Annotated in this window: 14 protein-coding genes; 10 read left to right on the top strand and 4 right to left on the bottom strand. The window is 59.5% G+C overall.

The features are described from left to right. Positions 1-28: 28 nt before the first annotated feature. The 3 genes from tnpB to LRP30_RS21330 all read right to left on the bottom strand — a co-directional run bounded on the left by tnpB (position 29) and on the right by LRP30_RS21330 (position 1,082). Positions 29-301 carry an IS66 family insertion sequence element accessory protein TnpB gene (tnpB, locus tag LRP30_RS21340; RefSeq protein ID WP_249756788.1) on the bottom strand — a complete coding sequence of 91 codons (273 nt, stop codon included), beginning with the start codon at positions 299-301 and terminating at the stop codon, positions 29-31. A gap of 77 nt (positions 302-378) precedes the next feature. Next, entirely contained in the window at positions 379-795 is a 417-nt protein-coding gene (locus tag LRP30_RS21335) for a transposase (RefSeq protein ID WP_249756787.1), read from the bottom strand. Between the two features lie 38 nt (positions 796-833). After that, positions 834-1,082 carry an AlpA family phage regulatory protein gene (locus tag LRP30_RS21330; protein ID WP_249761580.1) on the bottom strand — a complete coding sequence of 83 codons (249 nt, stop codon included), beginning with the start codon at positions 1,080-1,082 and terminating at the stop codon, positions 834-836. Between the two features lie 243 nt (positions 1,083-1,325). Here LRP30_RS21330 and LRP30_RS21325 point away from each other — a divergent pair, with 243 nt between their 5' ends. The 6 genes from LRP30_RS21325 (at position 1,326) to LRP30_RS21300 (ending at position 7,511) form a co-directional block, all read left to right on the top strand. Beyond that, positions 1,326-1,976, top strand: a complete 651-nt coding sequence (locus LRP30_RS21325) for a hypothetical protein (protein WP_128942702.1) — start codon at positions 1,326-1,328, stop codon at positions 1,974-1,976. 193 nt (positions 1,977-2,169) lie between these two features. Then, a complete protein-coding gene (locus tag LRP30_RS21320) occupies positions 2,170-2,463 on the top strand; it encodes a hypothetical protein (protein ID WP_128942701.1) in 294 nt (97 codons plus the stop codon). A gap of 13 nt (positions 2,464-2,476) precedes the next feature. Further along, on the top strand, positions 2,477-5,674 hold the full coding sequence (locus LRP30_RS21315; RefSeq protein ID WP_249761579.1) for a hypothetical protein: 3,198 nt from the start codon (positions 2,477-2,479) through the stop codon (positions 5,672-5,674). 261 nt (positions 5,675-5,935) lie between these two features. Beyond that, positions 5,936-6,706: a hypothetical protein gene (locus LRP30_RS21310; protein ID WP_128942699.1), complete on the top strand. Its 771-nt coding sequence runs from the start codon at positions 5,936-5,938 to the stop codon at positions 6,704-6,706. A gap of 123 nt (positions 6,707-6,829) precedes the next feature. Beyond that, complete coding sequence (locus tag LRP30_RS21305; protein ID WP_249761578.1) at positions 6,830-7,363, top strand: hypothetical protein; 534 nt, start codon at positions 6,830-6,832, stop codon at positions 7,361-7,363. Next, positions 7,329-7,511, top strand: coding sequence for a hypothetical protein (locus tag LRP30_RS21300; protein WP_249761577.1), 183 nt, complete (start codon positions 7,329-7,331; stop codon positions 7,509-7,511). The genes LRP30_RS21305 and LRP30_RS21300 overlap by 35 nt, the downstream gene beginning before the upstream one ends. 524 nt (positions 7,512-8,035) lie before the next feature. Here the strand turns inward: LRP30_RS21300 and LRP30_RS21295 are convergent. Further along, positions 8,036-8,281 carry a hypothetical protein gene (locus tag LRP30_RS21295; RefSeq protein WP_346016234.1) on the bottom strand — a complete coding sequence of 82 codons (246 nt, stop codon included), beginning with the start codon at positions 8,279-8,281 and terminating at the stop codon, positions 8,036-8,038. 1,313 nt (positions 8,282-9,594) lie between these two features. On the opposite strand from LRP30_RS21295, the gene LRP30_RS21285 reads away from it, so the two are divergent. From LRP30_RS21285 to LRP30_RS21270, 4 genes are all read left to right on the top strand, one after another. Further along, positions 9,595-16,317 (top strand): Ig-like domain-containing protein, encoded by a 6,723-nt coding sequence (locus LRP30_RS21285; protein ID WP_276017376.1) that lies wholly within the window; start codon positions 9,595-9,597, stop codon positions 16,315-16,317. A gap of 283 nt (positions 16,318-16,600) precedes the next feature. Beyond that, positions 16,601-18,073: a sensor domain-containing diguanylate cyclase gene (locus LRP30_RS21280; RefSeq protein WP_249761576.1), complete on the top strand. Its 1,473-nt coding sequence runs from the start codon at positions 16,601-16,603 to the stop codon at positions 18,071-18,073. 374 nt (positions 18,074-18,447) lie between these two features. Next, positions 18,448-18,735, top strand: a complete 288-nt coding sequence (locus tag LRP30_RS21275; protein ID WP_249761575.1) for a hypothetical protein — start codon at positions 18,448-18,450, stop codon at positions 18,733-18,735. A 647-nt stretch (positions 18,736-19,382) separates the two neighbouring features. Next, positions 19,383-19,679 carry a hypothetical protein gene (locus tag LRP30_RS21270; protein WP_249761574.1) on the top strand — a complete coding sequence of 99 codons (297 nt, stop codon included), beginning with the start codon at positions 19,383-19,385 and terminating at the stop codon, positions 19,677-19,679. Positions 19,680-19,710 lie beyond the last annotated feature (31 nt).

Raw genomic sequence — 19,710 nt, 5'->3', positions numbered from 1 at the left:
AAATAGCGGCCGAGTCATTCTGCCGCAGTTATCCAGCGACCTGCGGCCGCCGCGCTTCTTCCGGGCGGACCAACCTCCAATCCAGCCCCTCGAACAAGGCCGCGAACATCGCCGGCGACATCCGCATCACGCCGTCCGCGATCGTTGGCCAAACGAACTTGCAACCTTCGAGGCGCTTGTGAACCAACACCAGGCCCGTTCGGTCCCACACCAAAATCTTGATTCGGTCCGCTCGTTTCGATCGGAACACGAAGGCTGCGCCGCTGAACGGGTCAAGACGAAGCATCTCCTGCACCTTCACCGCAAGCCCATCGTGGCCACAGCGGAAGTCGATCGGCCGCGTTGCAACGTAAATCTTCAGATCAGCACCGGCCGCAATCATCGTGATGCTCGCAGCACGCGGATCACCCGGGACAGCTGCTCGGCATCAATGGCCGTATCCGTCCGCAGCACGATATCACCAATCGCGATCTCAAGCTTGATGGCCGGAGCCTGACGCTCTTCCAACGCACCTCCCACCACCAGCGGCGCGAATGTCGGCTGGGACGCTTCGCACGCCGGCAGCAGGCCTCGCTGTCGAAAGCGCCGTCGCCAATCGTAGATCTGCCAGCGCGTCGCTCCGTGCTTGCGCGCCACCTCGGCCACCTGGGCACCGGGCAACAGACTCTCGGCGACGATCCGAGCTCTCTCAGCTTCCGAGCGCACGCGCCGCCCCGACGGTCCTTCCAGAACTTCCAACCGGCTCAGCGACCCTGGGCCGTCTAAATGGACGTCCTTTTTGCTGTCCAATCCCATCTCAAACCTCCGTCCAACCCGGAGGCTTCTTCGCACAGCTATTCCGATCCCGAAGCAAGGGTTCCGGCTAAGCGCTTACCAATGATCTCGTCCTCAAACCAGACGCGCCGGTTCGGGCTGATGTAGGTCGCTTTGGGGAAGCGGCCGGATTTCTCCATGCGGTACAGGGTGGTGCGACCGACCGGGATAATCTCCAAAACCTGCTTTTCGTTGAGCATGCGGCGAGGACGAGGTTTAGCCGGTGCTACGTCCTCGGTTTCGGCTTCGCGTTGATCGGTTACTATCATCGCAATCTCAAGGTGATTCCAGCGGTGTCGCACCCGCTGTACCTGCCGCGCCGAAGGTTTCGTGGGCCAGCGATCCCTTCCGGGCGAGCAACGCTGTTAACAATATTCCCGGTTTGGCTGGGAAGTCTCTTAGCAAAAGCGAGGCGCGAGCTTGTTCTGCGTATAGAATGGCGCATTTGCTGCCAACGAAAACCGGCGGAGCATTTTCGTGCTGCAGACTTGCGTTCCAATCGGCCAGCCCGAATGACCAAGCACAGGCCGTCCCCGAGCAAGGCAGGACGTCGTCAGCAGCAGCTCGAGAAGCTGCTGGAGCTGATGGGCATCGGCGGTTCAGCGGTGGACCACTTTGATCGATTCGCAACGACGCAAAATCTTGAGGAAATCAAACGCCATTATTCGCTCCAGCTGGCGGCAGGGAGCCCGCCGGCTCGCAAGCGCGTGAAACAATATTGTGCGGCGATCACCAAGGTGCTGAGCCTTTCAAACAAAATCGGACCAGAATTCTTTACTGGCGAAATCGAAAAGGCGGGATGGGCTCGGCGCAACCCGCACGCGGATGAGATGACGCTGCACATGCTGATGGAGGAGCACAGCGACAAGCGGGACAATGTGGTCGCCGTATTGACGGAGCGCCGTTTGGATATCGATCATTGGCTCAAGACTACCGGTGATAACTACCACAAGCGAGTTGTGACGAAACTGGCGGTGGAACCGTTTGTGCGGCTACTTATCGAACGGGGGACTATTTCAAGTAGCAAGCCACTGCCGCGTTCACAGCTCGCGCAGCTGGTTGAAGCGCTATTCGACTGGCTTGGCGTCGAGCAGCGGTTTCGGCTTACCCCCGTCGCAATTGCGACGACTTCCAGAAGGTTGGCTAATGCCAACCCGCGATAGTCAGCGGACGGAAAACTGTCAGCCGCATTTCGTGTCCTTTGGCGCGACTTAGCCTCAGAATGAAAAAACCCCACCGCAATAGTGCGGCGGGGTTTTTCAAAACTGGGGTCGCATCCCAGTCTTGGCTCAAGTCTCGGCTGCACGATGATAATGCCATGGCTGTCGCGACCCCGCAAGAGCGGAGTCTCCATCCATGGGTTTCACTGTCGTCCCTCCCGGCCGCAAGCCGAAGCCGCCGATCACGTTGCATCGCTTCATGCAAAATGCCTTCCGCGACATCGAGCGCATCACGCGTATGGCGCTGATCTGTGCGCCAATCGACAGCTGGTCGCTGGCGTTTTTCACGGATCTCATCCGTGCGATGCGCAATGCCGCGAATGAGCTGGAGCGTGCTGTCGAGCTGCGCGTTGCCGAAGATCGCGCGCTTCACCAGGAGAAGCTCGCTGCGATCCGTGAACGCGAAATCGACGCGCGTTTGCACAAGTAGCCGCGGCGCGACAATGAGCACTACTGACATCGTTTCGCAGTCAGCTGACGAAGACATCGCCCAAAGCGATGTCGACGTCGCCGGTCAGGCCGACCTGGCAGGCGCGCAACTGACCTTAATCACAAAACTGGACGAGCCGTCGCTGATGTCGAAGCGGCTGTCGTTGAACGACGACGGCTCGCTGAACAGCGACGGCTCGAAATGCTGGATGAGCAAGGGCATAGCTGCGCGCGCATTCGCCGCCACCGCGGCTATGCTTGCCCGCATCATCGTCGCTTGTCGTTCCAATCAAGCGATCGCGCTCGGCTCGATCGCGAAAGACATCGCCGCTCCGGTTCACATCGTCACGAAAGAGCGCATCACGGAGAGCCCTGGTTGCATTGCCCGGACCCGCGATTTCATCGACTATCGGTCGGGCGTGCCGTCCTGGCTCCTGATTGATTTCGATTCCAAGGGCATGCCTCCGGAAGTCAAGGCCAAGATCGAGTCCTGCGGCGGCATGTGGGAGTGTCTGCTCAAGATCGCTCCTGGTCTCGGGGGCGCCGCCCGCGTCAGCCGCTCCAGCACGAGCGCTGGATTGTCTCGTGGCGATACCGGTAACCTGATCCTCGGCTCGGACGGTGAACATCACTACTTGCTCGTCGCTGACGGCGGCGATATCGAGCGCTTCCTGAACGATCTGCACGATCGGTGCTGGTTGAATGGATTCGGCTGGCACATGATCAGCCGTGCGGGCACCTTGCTCGAGCGGAGCATCGTGGATCGCATGGTGGGCTTTGGCGAGCGCTTGTGCTTTGAGGGTGCTCCCTTGATCGTCCCGCCGCTCATCCAGAACGCTCCGAAGCGAGAGCCTCGCGTCTTTGACGGCCAAGCGATTGACTCCAGCCGCGTCGTGCCGCCGCCGACCGAGTACGACCGGCACCGGATCGACATGGCCAAGGCTGACAGCAAGCGAGCCTTGACCAAAGCTGCCGCCGAGGTCGCGAATAAGCACGATCAAGATCTCGCCAAGGCCGTCTCAGCTCGATCAGGCAAGCCGATCGCTACCGCGTTGCGTTTGATTAAAGCGCGGCACCAGGGCGTGCTCTATCCCGACATTGATTTGGAATTCGATCGCCTTGGTAGCGTCACCGTCGGCGCCGTCCTGGCGGCGCCGGAGCGCTACGTGAATGAAACGCTTGCCGATCCGCTGGAGGGCGTGTCGTACGGCCGTGGCAAAGCCATGGTCATGCGAGGACGCGAGGGCGATCTCGTGATCCATTCATTTGCGCATGGTCGTTCGTTCTATTACCTGCGTTACGATCTGGCATCAGCAAAGGCGATCGTCATCGCCGGACCCGCCGCCGGCATGGTGGATCACGCGATGGCGATCCTCGCTCAAGCCAAGCTTGAGCTGAACGAGCTCGACGACTTTGCTGCATCGGTGGCAAAGGCCGCCGGCGTGAGCGTGCGCACAGTCAAGGCGCGAATGAAGAACGAACTCGCTGAGCGAAAGATCCAGGCACGAAAAGTTGCTGCGGAAGCGACGACCGATGCCCGTATTGTTCGTCCGCTTCCGTACGCCAATGAGGAATTGCTGCCGACAGTCACCTTCATCGACGCTGTTCTCGCAAAAGACGACAGCCCCGAACCCCCGATGCGCAACGCAAATGGTGTTCCCGTTCGAATCGACGAAAAGGAGCCATGGGCTCTCCATCTTTTGACGTCCGGTTCGGCAAACGCGACTGCTCGCCCCGATGAGCTGATGAAGGCGCCGACCCAGCCGGTGATCATCGAGTTGACGGCGAGCAGCCTGCAGATGCTGATCGAGAAGCATCTCCGCTGGAAGAAGGTCCGCAAAGATGGATCTTTCTATTTTGCGGCAACGCCATTGCCGTTCATCAAAGCGTTGTTTGACTATGCAGACAGCGAGATGCCCGTTGTCCGCGGGATCAATCAGGCGCCGCTCGTGACTGCAACCGGACGAGTGATCGACGGAAACGGCCTGGATCGGGCTCTCGGTGTTGTGCATCGCATCGATCCCGCCCTGCGTGCGTGCCTGCCTGCCGGCAAGCCGACGGACGACGAGGCTCGCGCGGCGCTGGAATTTCTGATGCGTGAATGGCTCATTGATGTGGCTCTCGATGATGCCGGCAAATGCGTCGTCATCGTTCTCGCGATCACCCTGTTGCAGCGCGCGCTGCTCGCCGAGCGGCCGGCATTCTTCGTCACGGCGGCCCAGCGCGGTGGCGGCAAGACGACGTTGATTCAGATGATCGTCGCGGCAATTCTTGGCCGACCTGCTGCGGCGGCGGCCTGGTCGGATAACGCGGAGGAGCGAAAAAAAGCGTTGTTCTCGTATCTGCGTCAAGCTGTCGGTGTGTTGATCTGGGATAACATCAGTCGTGGATCCACGATCAGCTGTCCCCATATCGAGGCCGCGCTCACTGCGCCCGAGATCTCAGATCGCGTGCTGGGCGTTTCCCTGTTCGAGACCGTGCCGGCGTCGACCATCCAGGTCTTCACCGGCAACTCGATCGCGCCTCGTGGCGACATGGCAAGCCGGTCATTCATCCTGTCGTTGAACGTCGATCGGCCCGATCCGGAGAATCGTGATTTCAAGCACTGCGATCCGGTGGGCTGGACGCAGGCGAACCGCGCGCGTGTCCTTCGGGCGCTCTATCTGATTCTGGTTGTCGGCATTCAGAATCGGCCGAGTGATCAACAGGCGAAAACGCGCTTCAAGAGCTGGTGGAACTTGGCCGGATGGCCGGTTGAATATGCGGCAGCTTTGGTCGGCATTGACTTCGATTGCGGCAAGCTCCTCCTGGCCGGCGAGGCCCAGGACGAAGAAGCGAGCACGACGTCGCGTGTCCTGACCGCGCTTTGGACGCGGTTCGGTGAGGAGCAGTTCACCGCGAGGTCAGTGGCATCGCTGCTCTCGGACTACAACCTCGCTACCGACGAGGATGCCGCTGAGCTTGCGGACGGATTGGCGGAGTTGGCGCAGAAAGCGGTTGAGAAGGCGACCGCGCGGGGTATCGGCAAGCTCTTCCAGAAGCATTTGACCGGCCGCCCAACGTGGATCGAAGACCGCGTCGCGTTCCTGCGCCGCGTCCCTGGTCATCAGCAGAATCTGTACCGGATCGAGATCCGTGGGACGGCTGGCGAGCGTCCGTCGCCTGCAAAGTTCGGCGATGGTGACGACGATCCTTTTTCGGATCCGAAATGACGAGAGATGCCGCTGCAAAGGGGAAAGAGGGGAAAGAGGGGAAAGTTTACAGCCTCGTCGAACGGGAATGCGCGAATTTCGGAGCGACCTCTCTCCCAGGTTTTCGAGAAGATCTACGAGGCGCTGGCTTTGACATTCCCCACATTCCCCCTTTCCCGGGCGACAACAAGCGCGGCTGGCGCGTCGGGCATCCTCAGATTCGGAATCAGGCAAACCCGCGATTTGTTTCGCAATTGGCACACAGAGCTATTTGAAACCGCCATGAACATTCACGAACTTAAAGGTCCTGCAGTTATCCACGAGCAACTGATCAAGGCTCGTGCCGAACTTGAGGCGAAACTCCGCTCCGCGTCGGGCAGTTCTGAACGAAAATTTCTGGCCGATCAGATTGCGACAGTGGAACTTGTTCTTCAGGAAGTGAGCAAGGAACGGAATCGGCCGGCAATGTATCGTGAGCTTGATGAGCTCACCGACCGTGAACGCGTGATGGCTCGCATCGCCAAGAGCATCGGGCGCGGACGCGATGTCGTATACCACGGCACTCGCGCCCTTCCGGAAGTGATGCGAGCGGGCAAACTCGTTCCGCCCAATCTCGCAGAGTTCGCTGTTTTCTTCACCCGCTCCGCAGAGCTGGCCGCCTATTTCGCCTGCCTCAGGGGCGAGAAGAAAGAGCGGCGTTCAGCCGGCGTATTGATCCTGGACAAGAGTTCGCTGCGCCAGAGCTATCGCTTGGAGCCCAATCGCTACGATCCATTAGATGGCCGCAACGAGCGCGAGGAGGCCGTCTGGGGACGGACAATAAGTTTTCGGCGTCATCTCCTGGGAGTTGTCAGCGAGGCGAATGTTAGCGAAGTGTTGGGCCCGCCTGAGTGGCCGTATCTTCCTCCCGGGTTCGTGCGTTGGCCGGAAGCAAAGCGTCGCAAGTTCAATGAGCGACAGTTGGCATCGGGGCGCGAGTTCGTTGCCAAAGGCCGCGCAGCGGTGCGGGACCTTATTGTTTCAGAGCGATTCCTGAAGAGCAAAATGAAATGAACTCCCTGTAGCCGGTGGGGGATCCAAAGCATTTGGGTCCTTCCCAGACCGGGGCACATGCGGGTCGCACTTGCGCGCAGCATATTTGTACCGTATAGTACAAAATGAGGAGTCAGAAGGAAAATGGCGACAATCGCCGAAGCGGCAGCTCACATTTGTTGCTCGCGGTCGCAGTTCGATCAATATCTTGCCGAAGGCGTGATCACGCGTCAGCCATCCGGCAAGTACGATCTCGACCAAGTGCGTCGCGAGGTTTTGGCGCACCTGCGTTCGGTCGCGGCCGGTCGGGGAGGCGCGGCGGGCAATAATCTAACTGAGGAGCGCACGCGCCTTGTGGCCGCGAAACGTCGCCGCGAGGAGCGCCGGGATGCTTTCGAGGCAGGCCAACTTGTGGAGCTTGAATCCGTCTGCCGTTGTCTGGAGGAAACTCTCGTCGGCATGCGCAACCGTCTCCTCAACCTGCCTGGCGAGACGGCCTTTTTGCTGGCGATGCGTCCGCAAGCCGAATGCTACGAAATTGTGGACGCTGCTGTTCGCGTGGCCCTCGAAGAAATTGCGGATCCGGCCTGGACCGCCGCACGTGTCGCTGCTGCCGGCATCGAGAGCAAGGGAGTGAAGAGTGATGACAAAGAAGAAGATGTCGCCGATGTGGCTTGAGGGCGAACCGCGCGCCGGCTTTCGTATTCTCGCCAACAGCGAGGTGGAGATGATGACGGAGGCGGAAACGTATGCGTTGATCATGCGCGCTGTCCGCGAAGGCATGCGGGGTGCTGGCTGGGCGCCGTTGGAGCAGACACTGCACTGATAATCCTGAGGTGTTCAACCGCTCACTTCGCGGTCATAAAGTGATGTTCGCCGATTGTCCGGTCGCGGTTGTCCGTGCGCGCCAGCCCTCTTCGAACGCAGCCAAAATCAAGAGTTGGCTATCAGGCGGGTGCCGCCGGGTCGTCCCACGCGATCAGCGGCTTCCTAATGTTCTCCCCAATCCCCGGATTGCACGTCGTAGCCCGCTGCCCGCAGATCACGGAGCAGCTCGGCCGGCATCAGATGGACTTGGCGAAAGTTCGTAAGTCGAGGCTTTCGCTTGGCGAGATATCGATGCCGGACGTACCGGCCGGCGTGGGCGTCGCCTTCGACCCCGTGGTCTTCCACCAGGAAGATGCTATCTCTCGTCGGTTTGGAGAACCTGTAGGTGAGTTCGAGGCTTCGGCGACTATCGATTCGGCCGCATGCATCGGGCCGGCCCCCTGAGCCGTGGAATCTGACGTCATGCCGCCCGGGCCATCGAGCGTCGCCGGCGCTTCACATGCTGGATGAGTTGCGCGAATGTCATGGCATTGAGCACCCGGTCGGGCGGCACCCGCCCTTCCGGGCCATCTCGACGCCCCAATGCATGTGATCGAGCTCGGGAATCGAATCGGCATCCGGATTGATGCTCATGATCCAACCGAAGGGGAGCGCCGCCTGGTGCCAGCGCCCAGTCCAGGTCGAGCCTCCAGGATGGGCGTTGATCTCCACGGCGACGTCGTGCTTCGCGCAGGCGCGTAGCACCTTCTCCGGCCGCAGGCCCGGCACCCTGAAGAGCCTCCGGGACGCTGGCGGAATCCCTTACGCAGTTTCTCCAGACTTGGATGTGTGCCGGTGCGGTGAAGCTTGGTGACGATGTCGGCGATGGCGTCGCCGACGCCAGGGATCTCGGTCAGCCTGTCCTCTGCGATCAGACGCTCCAGGTCGGCCTTGAGCCTCGCCACGTCTCGCGCCTGGCGAAGCGTCGAGCATCTTGCCGGCGAAAAGGGAGCCGCACTTCGTCCATCCGGCGTAAGACCAAGTGAACCGCGATGCCGAGCATTCTTGACGGCCTCTTTGACATTGTCATCTCGATCACTCTTGGCGACCTTGCCTTGCGCCTTGGCGCCCGCGCGTAGCCGCTCGATGAGCTGTTCGAACGAATGGGATAAATGATCGTGGTTCTGGTTTCTGACCAGCTCGTTGCTGACACGCAAGGCGAGGGCGCGCTGCAGGATCACTGATGGCCCGCAAGATTCCGCGGGGCCCTTCGTCGCGCTGGGCTCTTGCGCCAAAGAACCCCGTAGATCCACGGAGGGGAGGAGAGTCCTAATGCGCCGCCGCTCAGAAACGAGACTGATAACTCTCTGACTTAATGATTAAGCGGAAGTTTGTCGCGCGGCTATAGACGCCCGCCGAAATCTGCGGCAGATTGCAGTTCAATTAGCTTGACCAATCGTTGCCTCTTAATTGCGGGCAAGGGTTAATTTCGAAGAGACATACCAAGAAGAATTTTGTGTGCGGAATGCAGGGCCGGACACGAAGCGGGCAGGAGTTAGGCGTTCGGAGTCTTTTCACGGTGAGGCCGACGAGCGAATAAAAGAGGGCAATTGCTTGTCGGTTGAAACGCTCGCGGATTTTCTTGAACGAGCGTTGGTGATTTCACTGAACTGATTTCGACTGCAATCACGCCTGCTCTGCGTCAGCAGAGTTTGGGAGTGTGAATTGAGTCTCGTTAGTTTTATCCGGAAGGTCGAGCCGCTAATCCACTGGTCCGACTTTGAAACGCGCCTGCTTGCGAGCTCGAATTCTCCTTCTTGGCCATGCGACCCTTCGATCGAACCCTGCGTCACACTGGCGAATGATCTCCCAGTTCTGATTGATCAGCTGCCCTTCGAGCCAGCTTTGGACGTTGGTAAGAGGTTCATTTTCGCGGGCGTGATCCATTCGACACGGGCTCCTCGTCCTGTGAAGGCGCCATTTCGCTGTCACCCCATCAAACCATCGTCGCAGAATTCGAGGCCATACCGGCATCCGTTTTATCGAATAGCTGAGTCTATAGTTACGCGCGAATTGTACGAAGAGAATATTGGAGCAAATTAATGGCAACAGCTAGCGGCACCACCCCTCTCACAGGTACCAGCGGCAACGACAATTACGTCGGCGGGTCGGGCAACGATACGCTCTCCGGTGGTGCCGGGGATGATCGGCTTAATGGTGGCTCAGGGAGCGATACTCTCGATGGGGGCAGCGGGTTTGACACCGTCCTCGGCGGGTCCGGAGCAGATACGCTTATTTTCAAAGCATACGAGAACGAGTACTTGCTGGGCAGCACATACGTTGCAGGATCAGGTGCACTGCCCGGGACGCTTACAGGCGGCACACTCTATGACAATGGGGTGGCGCAGAGCGGAAGTACCTTTAAGGGATACGACAATTACGACGGCGGCAACGGCAACGTAACGAGCGGAACCGCGGAGGTCGACACTCTTAAGATCTATATCAGCGTTCAACAGAGCAACGACGCCGCATTCATGCAGGCCCTTAACACCGAAATAACTTATTTCAATACCGTCTGGTATCCGGCTCACAAAAACAATCAGACTGGGCAGGCGGATCAGACGGTCTACGAGTTCAAGAGCATCAACCTGAAGGTCAGCGCGATCGAAAACATCGCGCCAGTTATTGTAGATCGTACGACCAATCATGCACCAACTGCGAACAACGACAGCCGTTCGGCAACTGAAGATGTAACGCTCGTTGCGGCCAGCGTACTTGGCAACGACACGGATGCCGATGGCGGAGACTTGGAAGTTGCCGTAGTGAAGGTGGGTGCGACCACAATTGTCGACGGTGGGGTTGGGGATCTGGACGGTGTCGCCAACGGCTCCATCAAGTTCAGTACCACGGCGGGCGGAACGGCGACGCTGGACACTGAGACCGGCACTTTCAGTTACGTGCAGAGTGGGGCCTATAACCATCTATCCGCCGGAGAGACAGGCAGCGACAGCTTCCAATACCAGGCGACGGATGGCATTGGATCCAGTGGCTTTGCGACGGTTTCGGTGACGATCACCGGCACCAATGACGGGCCGGTTGCGGTTGCGGATACCGCCAGCGGCAGCGAGAACCAGGCGCTGACGATTGACGTGCTGGCAAATGATACGGACGTCGATGACGGCCACGTGTTCACGCTGCTGTCGGCGAGCGCGCCGTCCAACCAGGGCAGCGCCAGCGTGGCGAGCAACAAGCTGGTGTTCGACCCCGGCACGGACTTTGATCATCTGGCCGAGGGCGCCACGGCCACCGTGACGCTGAACTACACGATGCAGGACGAGCACGGGGCGCAGTCCAGCTCGACCGTGACGGTGACGATCACCGGCACCAATGACGGGCCGGTTGCGGTTGCGGATACCGCCAGCGGCAGCGAGAACCAGGCGCTGACGATTGACGTGCTGGCAAATGATACGGACGTCGATGACGGCCACGTGTTCACGCTGCTGTCGGCCAGCGCGCCGTCCAACCAGGGCAGCGCCAGCGTGGCGAGCAACAAGCTGGTGTTCGACCCCGGCACGGACTTTGATCATCTGGCCGAGGGCGCCACGGCCACCGTGACGCTGAACTACACGATGCAGGACGAGCACGGGGCGCAGTCCAGCTCGACCGTGACGGTGACGATCACCGGCACCAATGACGGGCCGGTTGCGGTTGCGGATACCGCCAGCGGCAGCGAGAACCAGGCGCTGACGATTGACGTGCTGGCAAATGATACGGACGTCGATGACGGCCACGTGTTCACGCTGCTGTCGGCCAGCGCGCCGTCCAACCAGGGCAGCGCCAGCGTGGCGAGCAACAAGCTGGTGTTCGACCCCGGCACGGACTTTGATCATCTGGCCGAGGGCGCCACGGCCACCGTGACGCTGAACTACACGATGCAGGACGAGCACGGGGCGCAGTCCAGCTCGACCGTGACGGTGACGATCACCGGCACCAATGACGGGCCGGTTGCGGTTGCGGATACCGCCAGCGGCAGCGAGAACCAGGCGCTGACGATTGACGTGCTGGCAAATGATACGGACGTCGATGACGGCCACGTGTTCACGCTGCTGTCGGCCAGCGCGCCGTCCAACCAGGGCAGCGCCAGCGTGGCGAGCAACAAGCTGGTGTTCGACCCCGGCACGGACTTTGATCATCTGGCCGAGGGCGCCACGGCCACCGTGACGCTGAACTACACGATGCAGGACGAGCACGGGGCGCAGTCCAGCTCGACCGTGACGGTGACGATCACCGGCACCAATGACGGGCCGGTTGCGGTTGCGGATACCGCCAGCGGCAGCGAGAACCAGGCGCTGACGATTGACGTGCTGGCAAATGATACGGACGTCGATGACGGCCACGTGTTCACGCTGCTGTCGGCCAGCGCGCCGTCCAACCAGGGCAGCGCCAGCGTGGCGAGCAACAAGCTGGTGTTCGACCCCGGCACGGACTTTGATCATCTGGCCGAGGGCGCCACGGCCACCGTGACGCTGAACTACACGATGCAGGACGAGCACGGGGCGCAGTCCAGCTCGACCGTGACGGTGACGATCACCGGCACCAATGACGGGCCGGTTGCGGTTGCGGATACCGCCAGCGGCAGCGAGAACCAGGCGCTGACGATTGACGTGCTGGCAAATGATACGGACGTCGATGACGGCCACGTGTTCACGCTGCTGTCGGCCAGCGCGCCGTCCAACCAGGGCAGCGCCAGCGTGGCGAGCAACAAGCTGGTGTTCGACCCCGGCACGGACTTTGATCATCTGGCCGAGGGCGCCACGGCCACCGTGACGCTGAACTACACGATGCAGGACGAGCACGGGGCGCAGTCCAGCTCGACCGTGACGGTGACGATCACCGGCACCAATGACGGGCCGGTTGCGGTTGCGGATACCGCCAGCGGCAGCGAGAACCAGGCGCTGACGATTGACGTGCTGGCAAATGATACGGACGTCGATGACGGCCACGTGTTCACGCTGCTGTCGGCCAGCGCGCCGTCCAACCAGGGCAGCGCCAGCGTGGCGAGCAACAAGCTGGTGTTCGACCCCGGCACGGACTTTGATCATCTGGCCGAGGGCGCCACGGCCACCGTGACGCTGAACTACACGATGCAGGACGAGCACGGGGCGCAGTCCAGCTCGACCGTGACGGTGACGATCACCGGCACCAATGACGGGCCGGTTGCGGTTGCGGATACCGCCAGCGGCAGCGAGAACCAGGCGCTGACGATTGACGTGCTGGCAAATGATACGGACGTCGATGACGGCCACGTGTTCACGCTGCTGTCGGCCAGCGCGCCGTCCAACCAGGGCAGCGCCAGCGTGGCGAGCAACAAGCTGGTGTTCGACCCCGGCACGGACTTTGATCATCTGGCCGAGGGCGCCACGGCCACCGTGACGCTGAACTACACGATGCAGGACGAGCACGGGGCGCAGTCCAGCTCGACCGTGACGGTGACGATCACCGGCACCAATGACGGGCCGGTTGCGGTTGCGGATACCGCCAGCGGCAGCGAGAACCAGGCGCTGACGATTGACGTGCTGGCAAATGATACGGACGTCGATGACGGCCACGTGTTCACGCTGCTGTCGGCCAGCGCGCCGTCCAACCAGGGCAGCGCCAGCGTGGCGAGCAACAAGCTGGTGTTCGACCCCGGCACGGACTTTGATCATCTGGCCGAGGGCGCCACGGCCACCGTGACGCTGAACTACACGATGCAGGACGAGCACGGGGCGCAGTCCAGCTCGACCGTGACGGTGACGATCACCGGCACCAATGACGGGCCGGTTGCGGTTGCGGATACCGCCAGCGGCAGCGAGAACCAGGCGCTGACGATTGACGTGCTGGCAAATGATACGGACGTCGATGACGGCCACGTGTTCACGCTGCTGTCGGCCAGCGCGCCGTCCAACCAGGGCAGCGCCAGCGTGGCGAGCAACAAGCTGGTGTTCGACCCCGGCACGGACTTTGATCATCTGGCCGAGGGCGCCACGGCCACCGTGACGCTGAACTACACGATGCAGGACGAGCACGGGGCGCAGTCCAGCTCGACCGTGACCGTGACGATCACCGGCACCAATGACGGGCCGGTTCTAGCTCCGGTGAATGCTGGATCTATTTCGGAAATCGATCAGAGTGCGAGCACGGTTGATTCCGGGCTTTCTGGTACCCTCGCCGGAGCGGACATTGACAGCAATGCGCTAACGTACGGTATTGGAGGAATCGGGGTCATCGTCAACGGCGACGGCACAGTAAGCAAGGTCGGCACTTACGGGACGCTGACGGTCGATACCATTTCCGGGACCTACAGTTTTGCCAAGAACGTGGCGGCCATCGAGGCCCTCGACGCCGGCGATTCTGACAGCGACTCTTTCACGGTGACCGTGAACGATGGCAATGCGGCGCCCGCGACTCAGACCTATACGGTACAGGTGGTGGGGGCCTCCGACGTTCCTCCGACGCTATCGATAAACGATGTAACGGTCAGTGAAGGGGCCGGCGCGACTTTCACACTGTCCCTAAGCTCTGCTTCCGGACAAAGCGTGTCAGTTCAATATGCAACGGCGAACGGTACAGCGGACGCATCTGATTATGCGGCAGCCAGTGGAACGGTGACCTTCGCACCGGGCGAGGTTAGCAAGACAGTCACCGTGGCGACAGTTAACGACTTGCTGGACGAACCGAACGAGACATTCACGGTCAATCTGGGCAATTCGACCAATGCAACGATCCTAGATGGTCTGGGTGTAGGTACGATTCTTGACAATGATAATCCTCCTAGCATCACGATCAACGATGTACCAATCAATGAAGGAGCCGGTGCGACCTTCACCGTTTCCCTAAGCGCTGCGTCCGGACAAAGCGTGTCAGTTCAATATGCAACGGCGAACGGTACAGCGGACGCGTCTGACTATGCTCCAGCCAGCGGAACGGTTACCTTCGCACCGGGCGAGGTTAGCAAGACCTTCACCGTGGCAACGACTAATGACTTGCTCGACGAACCGAACGAAACTTTTACTGTCAATCTGAACGCGCCGACCAATGCAACAATCTCAGACGGGGTAGGTATAGCCACGATTCTTGATAACGATAATCCTCCAACTATCTCGATCAGCAATGCGGCGGTGACGGAAGGCGGTTTGTTAAATTTTACCGTCTCGCTGAGCGCGGCGTCTGGGAATACTGTTTCGGTGAATTACCTTTCGGCTAATGCAACAGCCCTTTCGGGCGACTACGCCTCTGTTTCCGGTACTTTGATCTTTGCTCCCGGTATCACCAGCCAGACTATTACAATTCAGACAACTCAGGACACGATCGCCGAGCTGTCCGAAGCGCTGATCGTGAATCTTAGTAGCCCAGTAAACGCAACGATTCTCGACGCCAAGGGAGTTGGGACAATTGGCGACAACGACGCGCTTCCGGCTAATGCTACAACTGTCAATGTGGGGACCGGCACTAACTCTAGCGCTGCCAATGCCGTTAACATCGACAACTTGGTGCTTCAACTCTCCAACGACCCCGAGATTACGTCTGCAAGTTCGCGCCCCTCAGTCACCATCGCGGCAACAGGTACAATTAACGAATTCGATTATTACAAGTTTACTGTGACAACGAATGGCACATTGGTCGTTCTGGACATTGATCACGGACAGGATTCGACCGGGAACATAGGAAACGTCAGCCATTACGATTCTTGGATCAACATACTAAACTCTAGCCAAACGATCATAGCCTCTAATGACGATTCGTCACCGGTAGATCCGGGTAGCGTTCACCACAACGATTCATTCTTGGCGGCAACATTGAACGCCGGTACCTACTATGTGCAGGTGGGGCGCTGGGCGAGCGGAGATCCTGACGGAACTACATTCAATGCCGCCGTCACCTATGAACTGCAGGTCTCATTAACTCCACCGACAGTGACCGATCCTCTGATCCTCGATCTGGGGCAAAACGGGTACACTTTTTCCTCAATCGCCGAAGGGGTTTCGTTCGATATAAATGGTGATGGAACCCGCGATCAAGTAGCCTGGAATTCCTCTGGCGATGGGATTCTCGCAATGGATCTCAATGGTAATGGCTTGATTGACGATGGCACCGAACTATTCACTCCTGTTTTTGGTGCAGGCAGTTTCTCTTCCGGCGGAGAGGCTCTCGCTTCGCTTGACTCTAATCATGATCAGTTGATTGATAGCAACGACCAAGCCTTTCAGAATCTTCTGATTTGGAAAGATGCCGACGTCGACGGTTCGACCGACGAGGGTGAACTTACGAGTCTTTCCGATGCAGGCATTGAGACAATTGAGGTCCCCTCAACCCCAACGAGTAATGAAATTAGCGGCCAAGAAGTAATAGGAGAGGGCATTTTCACGCGCGCCGATGGCTCCTCTGGTTCCTATGTGGAGGTAGCGCTTGACGTTGCGACGAATGCTCCGCCGGAAAACAAACTGCTCACCGGTGGGGACGGCGACGACATGATCTTCGGCTTGGCGGGAATCGGCGAGACCTTCGCGGGGGGCGCCGGTGCAGACACGTTCGTTTTCAATGACGTTAAAGCTGCTGACATGGTCGCTGATTATCAATTCGGCGAGGACAAGGTAGATCTGACCTCGTTGTTGGACATCGGGGACGGTGACGTCCACGATTTCGTGTCCTACGATTCGCTGAACGGCACCCTTAAGGTCGATCTTGATGGTGCCGGTGGAGGCGAAGCGGTTACGATTGCGACCTTTAACAACACGCCACAGAATTTGACCATTATCGTCGACAACGGGCTTCATATTCTCTGATGGAGCCCTCTTTGAGGAGCCGTGGCTGTTCCTAGGAAGGAGTTCGTGAATGCGCTTGGCGGGGTGGTCTGGCACGCGGGCCAGCACGTCGGCTGCCCTCGCCGAGCCTCGAGCAAGTATTCTGAGGACACCGGTTAACAAACCCTTACCTCGAAATTACAAATTACGTCCGCTTCGAGCCCATTTTCTCAAGTCGCTTTCCTTATGAGAGGGCGACCCCCGGGGGCGGGGCGGGAGTGCGGGGGCCAAGCGAGTGCATGGGCTTGTGACAAAGCCGAGGACGGTGCCAACCAAGCGCCTGCTCGCGCTTGGCGTCGGTCTCACTCTGGGCTTTTCCGGCATCTGTGCGGCCATCCTCTGGGAAATGGCCGAGAAGGATTTTCAGCACGCAAAGGAGGCTGCCACCAATCTCGTGGCCAGCATCGCGAGCGAGATCGACCGCAACATCGAGCTGTATGATCTGTCCTTGCAGGCCGTCGCCGATGGCGTGAAACTGCCTGAGATCAACCGCGTCAGTCCTGAACTCCGGCAGGTCGTCTTGTTCGACCGGGCCGCAACGGCAAAGGATCTGGGTTCAATTCTGGTTCTCGACGCGGCGGGGAACGTCAGGCTGGACTCCCGAACCGTCAGGCCGCGCGAAGCGAACTTTGCCGATCACGATTTTTTCCGGGTGCATCAGGAGCGGCCGGATGCAGGACTTTTCATCAGTGCACCCTGGGTCACGCCTGACGGGGAATATCTCATCAGCCTGAGCCGGCGCATCAGCGGCCGCGACGGCTCCTTTGACGGCATCGCCGCCGGCAGCATGCGGCTGAGCTATTTCCACAACCTGTTCAGAAAGCTGGATTTCGGTCCCAAGGGTGCGATGACGCTGTTTAGCAGCGACGGAACGATCCTGATGCGTGCCCCCTTCGACATCACCAAGCTCGGGCAAAGCATCAAGGACGCGCAGATATTCAAGTATTTTCCCGCGCGCAGCTCCGGCTTCTATACGACGAAGTCCATAGTTGACCAGGTCAGCCGCCTGTACGTCTTTCAGCAGGTCGGGACACATCCCTTGCTGCTGGCGGAAGGCATCGCGCTCACGAGTATCTACGCAGATTGGTGGCAACAGCTGTGGTGGATCGGCCTTGTGGTGGCCGCGCTTGTCGCATTCTCGATCGCTCTGATGTTTTACCTGTTGGCGGCGCTGAAGCGCCGCGCGGCCGCGGAAAACCAGCTCGCGGTTCTGGCTACAACCGACGCCTTGACGATGCTCGGCAACCGGCGCAGCTTTGATGATGCCCTGGCCGTCGAGTGGCGCCGGGCCTCGCGCGCTCGCACGCCTGTCTCGCTGCTGATGATCGATGTCGATCAATTCAAGGCATACAACGACAGACACGGACACCAGGCTGGCGATGCCGTGCTTGCAACCGTCGCGCAATGTATTGCGAGCAGTACGAAACGCCCATCCGATCTTGGTGCCCGCTATGGCGGGGAAGAGTTCTCCGTGCTGCTGCCGGGCGTCGGCAAGGCCGGGGCATTCGAAGTCGCTCGCCAGATCCGCGAGAAGTTGACGGTCCTGCGCCAAACGCAGGGCGAACTGCCGACGGTCAGCATTGGACTGGCGTGCATGGTCCCTGGCGAAGACTACGTGCCGCACGATCTTGTCAGGGCGGCGGACGTAGCGCTTTACGCGGCCAAGCACGACGGACGCGACCGCGTGGTCGCCAGCCCAGGCGGGGAACGGATCGCGAGCGAAAAGCGAGTCGCCTAAAGCGGGATGAGGTTAGGTTGAATCGATCTGGGATTCTTAAATCAGAGTCTCCCTGATTCACCATCCTGGCTGAAATGGAGGCCTTATGTAATGGTGTTGGGGTTAGCCTCCAAAGCCCAAGCCCTAAGATCTGTGTCTGATTGAGCTGGGGGCTCAGCCCTCAGGCGAACCGCGGCTTATCGCTCTGGTGTGCTCCTCTCCCCGCTGGCGAGGTTTGGCAGCGGAAGCCCACGACGCGCGAGAATTACAATGTAATGTCAATGACACATGAGTTCGCAATTTTACTCTGAATGGCGTGCCATTCAGAACAGCCCAACTTGGAAACTCAGTACGTCTTAAGCACCATGAGCTCTCCGGCATCCGCCGATTCGAACATGCGAGAAATGGTTGACCGGACGCCCCCCGCTTCACCGCTCATTCCCGGCTCGTTTATCAACCAGGGCGTATACGTCTTGGACAGAAAGGTGGTTGAATTGGCCAGCCTCGCCGAGTCCTTGCGCGAAAAATGGACCGCATCGCGAGTTTCCCTTGCAGAGGCCGCCCTGGACCTCAACCAAGGCTCGGTTTCCATGGCTGCCGAGGCCGAAGACACCAGCCGCCAGTCCGACGTGACCGCATCACTCTTGCGTCTGAGGCGACTGGACGAACCGCCTCGCGCGTGAGCAATGCATCAGATCGAATCAACGGTGAGGTTCGAATGCTGCGAGATAGAGTTCGGAGTTTCCTGCAACGTCTGCAGATTGCGTAGTCGCTGCACCAGGATCTTAACACGTCGCGATCAGGCCGGTGTGGCGGGGCCCCCAGCCCTGGGCCGCTTGCATGTGTCTCGCCTCGCGGACGTAAGGAATCGCAGCCTAAGGTAGGAGCAAACGGCTATCGAGCAGATGGTGTTGAGCACGGTCGGGCGTTGGAAGGCCGATAATGCTCCTGCCAACACCGACCGTCCATGTTGCCGTTCGCAGAGGCGACGACTCAGCTTGGCGTGAACGAACGACGAGGGCGATGGACATGGAGGCTTAGTCGCCTGCGTCGCTGGGCGGCGTACGATCAAGTCAGCACCTGACATTGGCTCGACGCGCCATACGCATCGAACTCGAACAGAATCCCATCAGGCCTATCAGTGCGAGGCTCGAGCCCGCATTTCGCTCTCTGCGACACGACGCCGCATCGCGTTCTGGTTGCGTAATACCATCGGGCACGACCAAATAATGGGCGAGTAAGAAACCCTTAATTATTCGAAGACAAGGATTGAACAATTTTAGATTGATTTGCGCAATGCATTCCCAGCATTGGGTCGGTGGAGACCACAATGTCAAACGTGCTAAATTTTACGAGGCCAAGCCGCGTATCTAAACAATCGTGTCCCAGTGGCGATCCGACGCTGTCGCCGCCGGATCGCCAACCATTCTCGCAGGTCGAAGTCTTGCGCATGAATGCAACGCTGGAAATTGCCGGCGCCATTACCCTGCTGGAAGCGAGTCACCTGCGAATACGAAAGATGGCAGCAGAGATCGCAAATCCCTCAATCAAGGCAAAGCTGCAAGGTGATCTGAGGCTGATCGAGCAAATGCTCGAAATCGCCAAGTCGAAAGCGTCCACCACGTAGAATTTTTGTTTTCGTTCCAATTTGGAAAGTC

It is taken from the genome of Bradyrhizobium sp. C-145 (assembly GCF_023375135.1).
In the GTDB taxonomy this organism is placed as follows: Bacteria; Pseudomonadota; Alphaproteobacteria; order Rhizobiales; family Xanthobacteraceae; genus Bradyrhizobium; species Bradyrhizobium zhanjiangense.
Note: the sequence above shows the minus strand (reverse complement) of the source record. Positions and strands in the feature narration are given on the sequence as shown.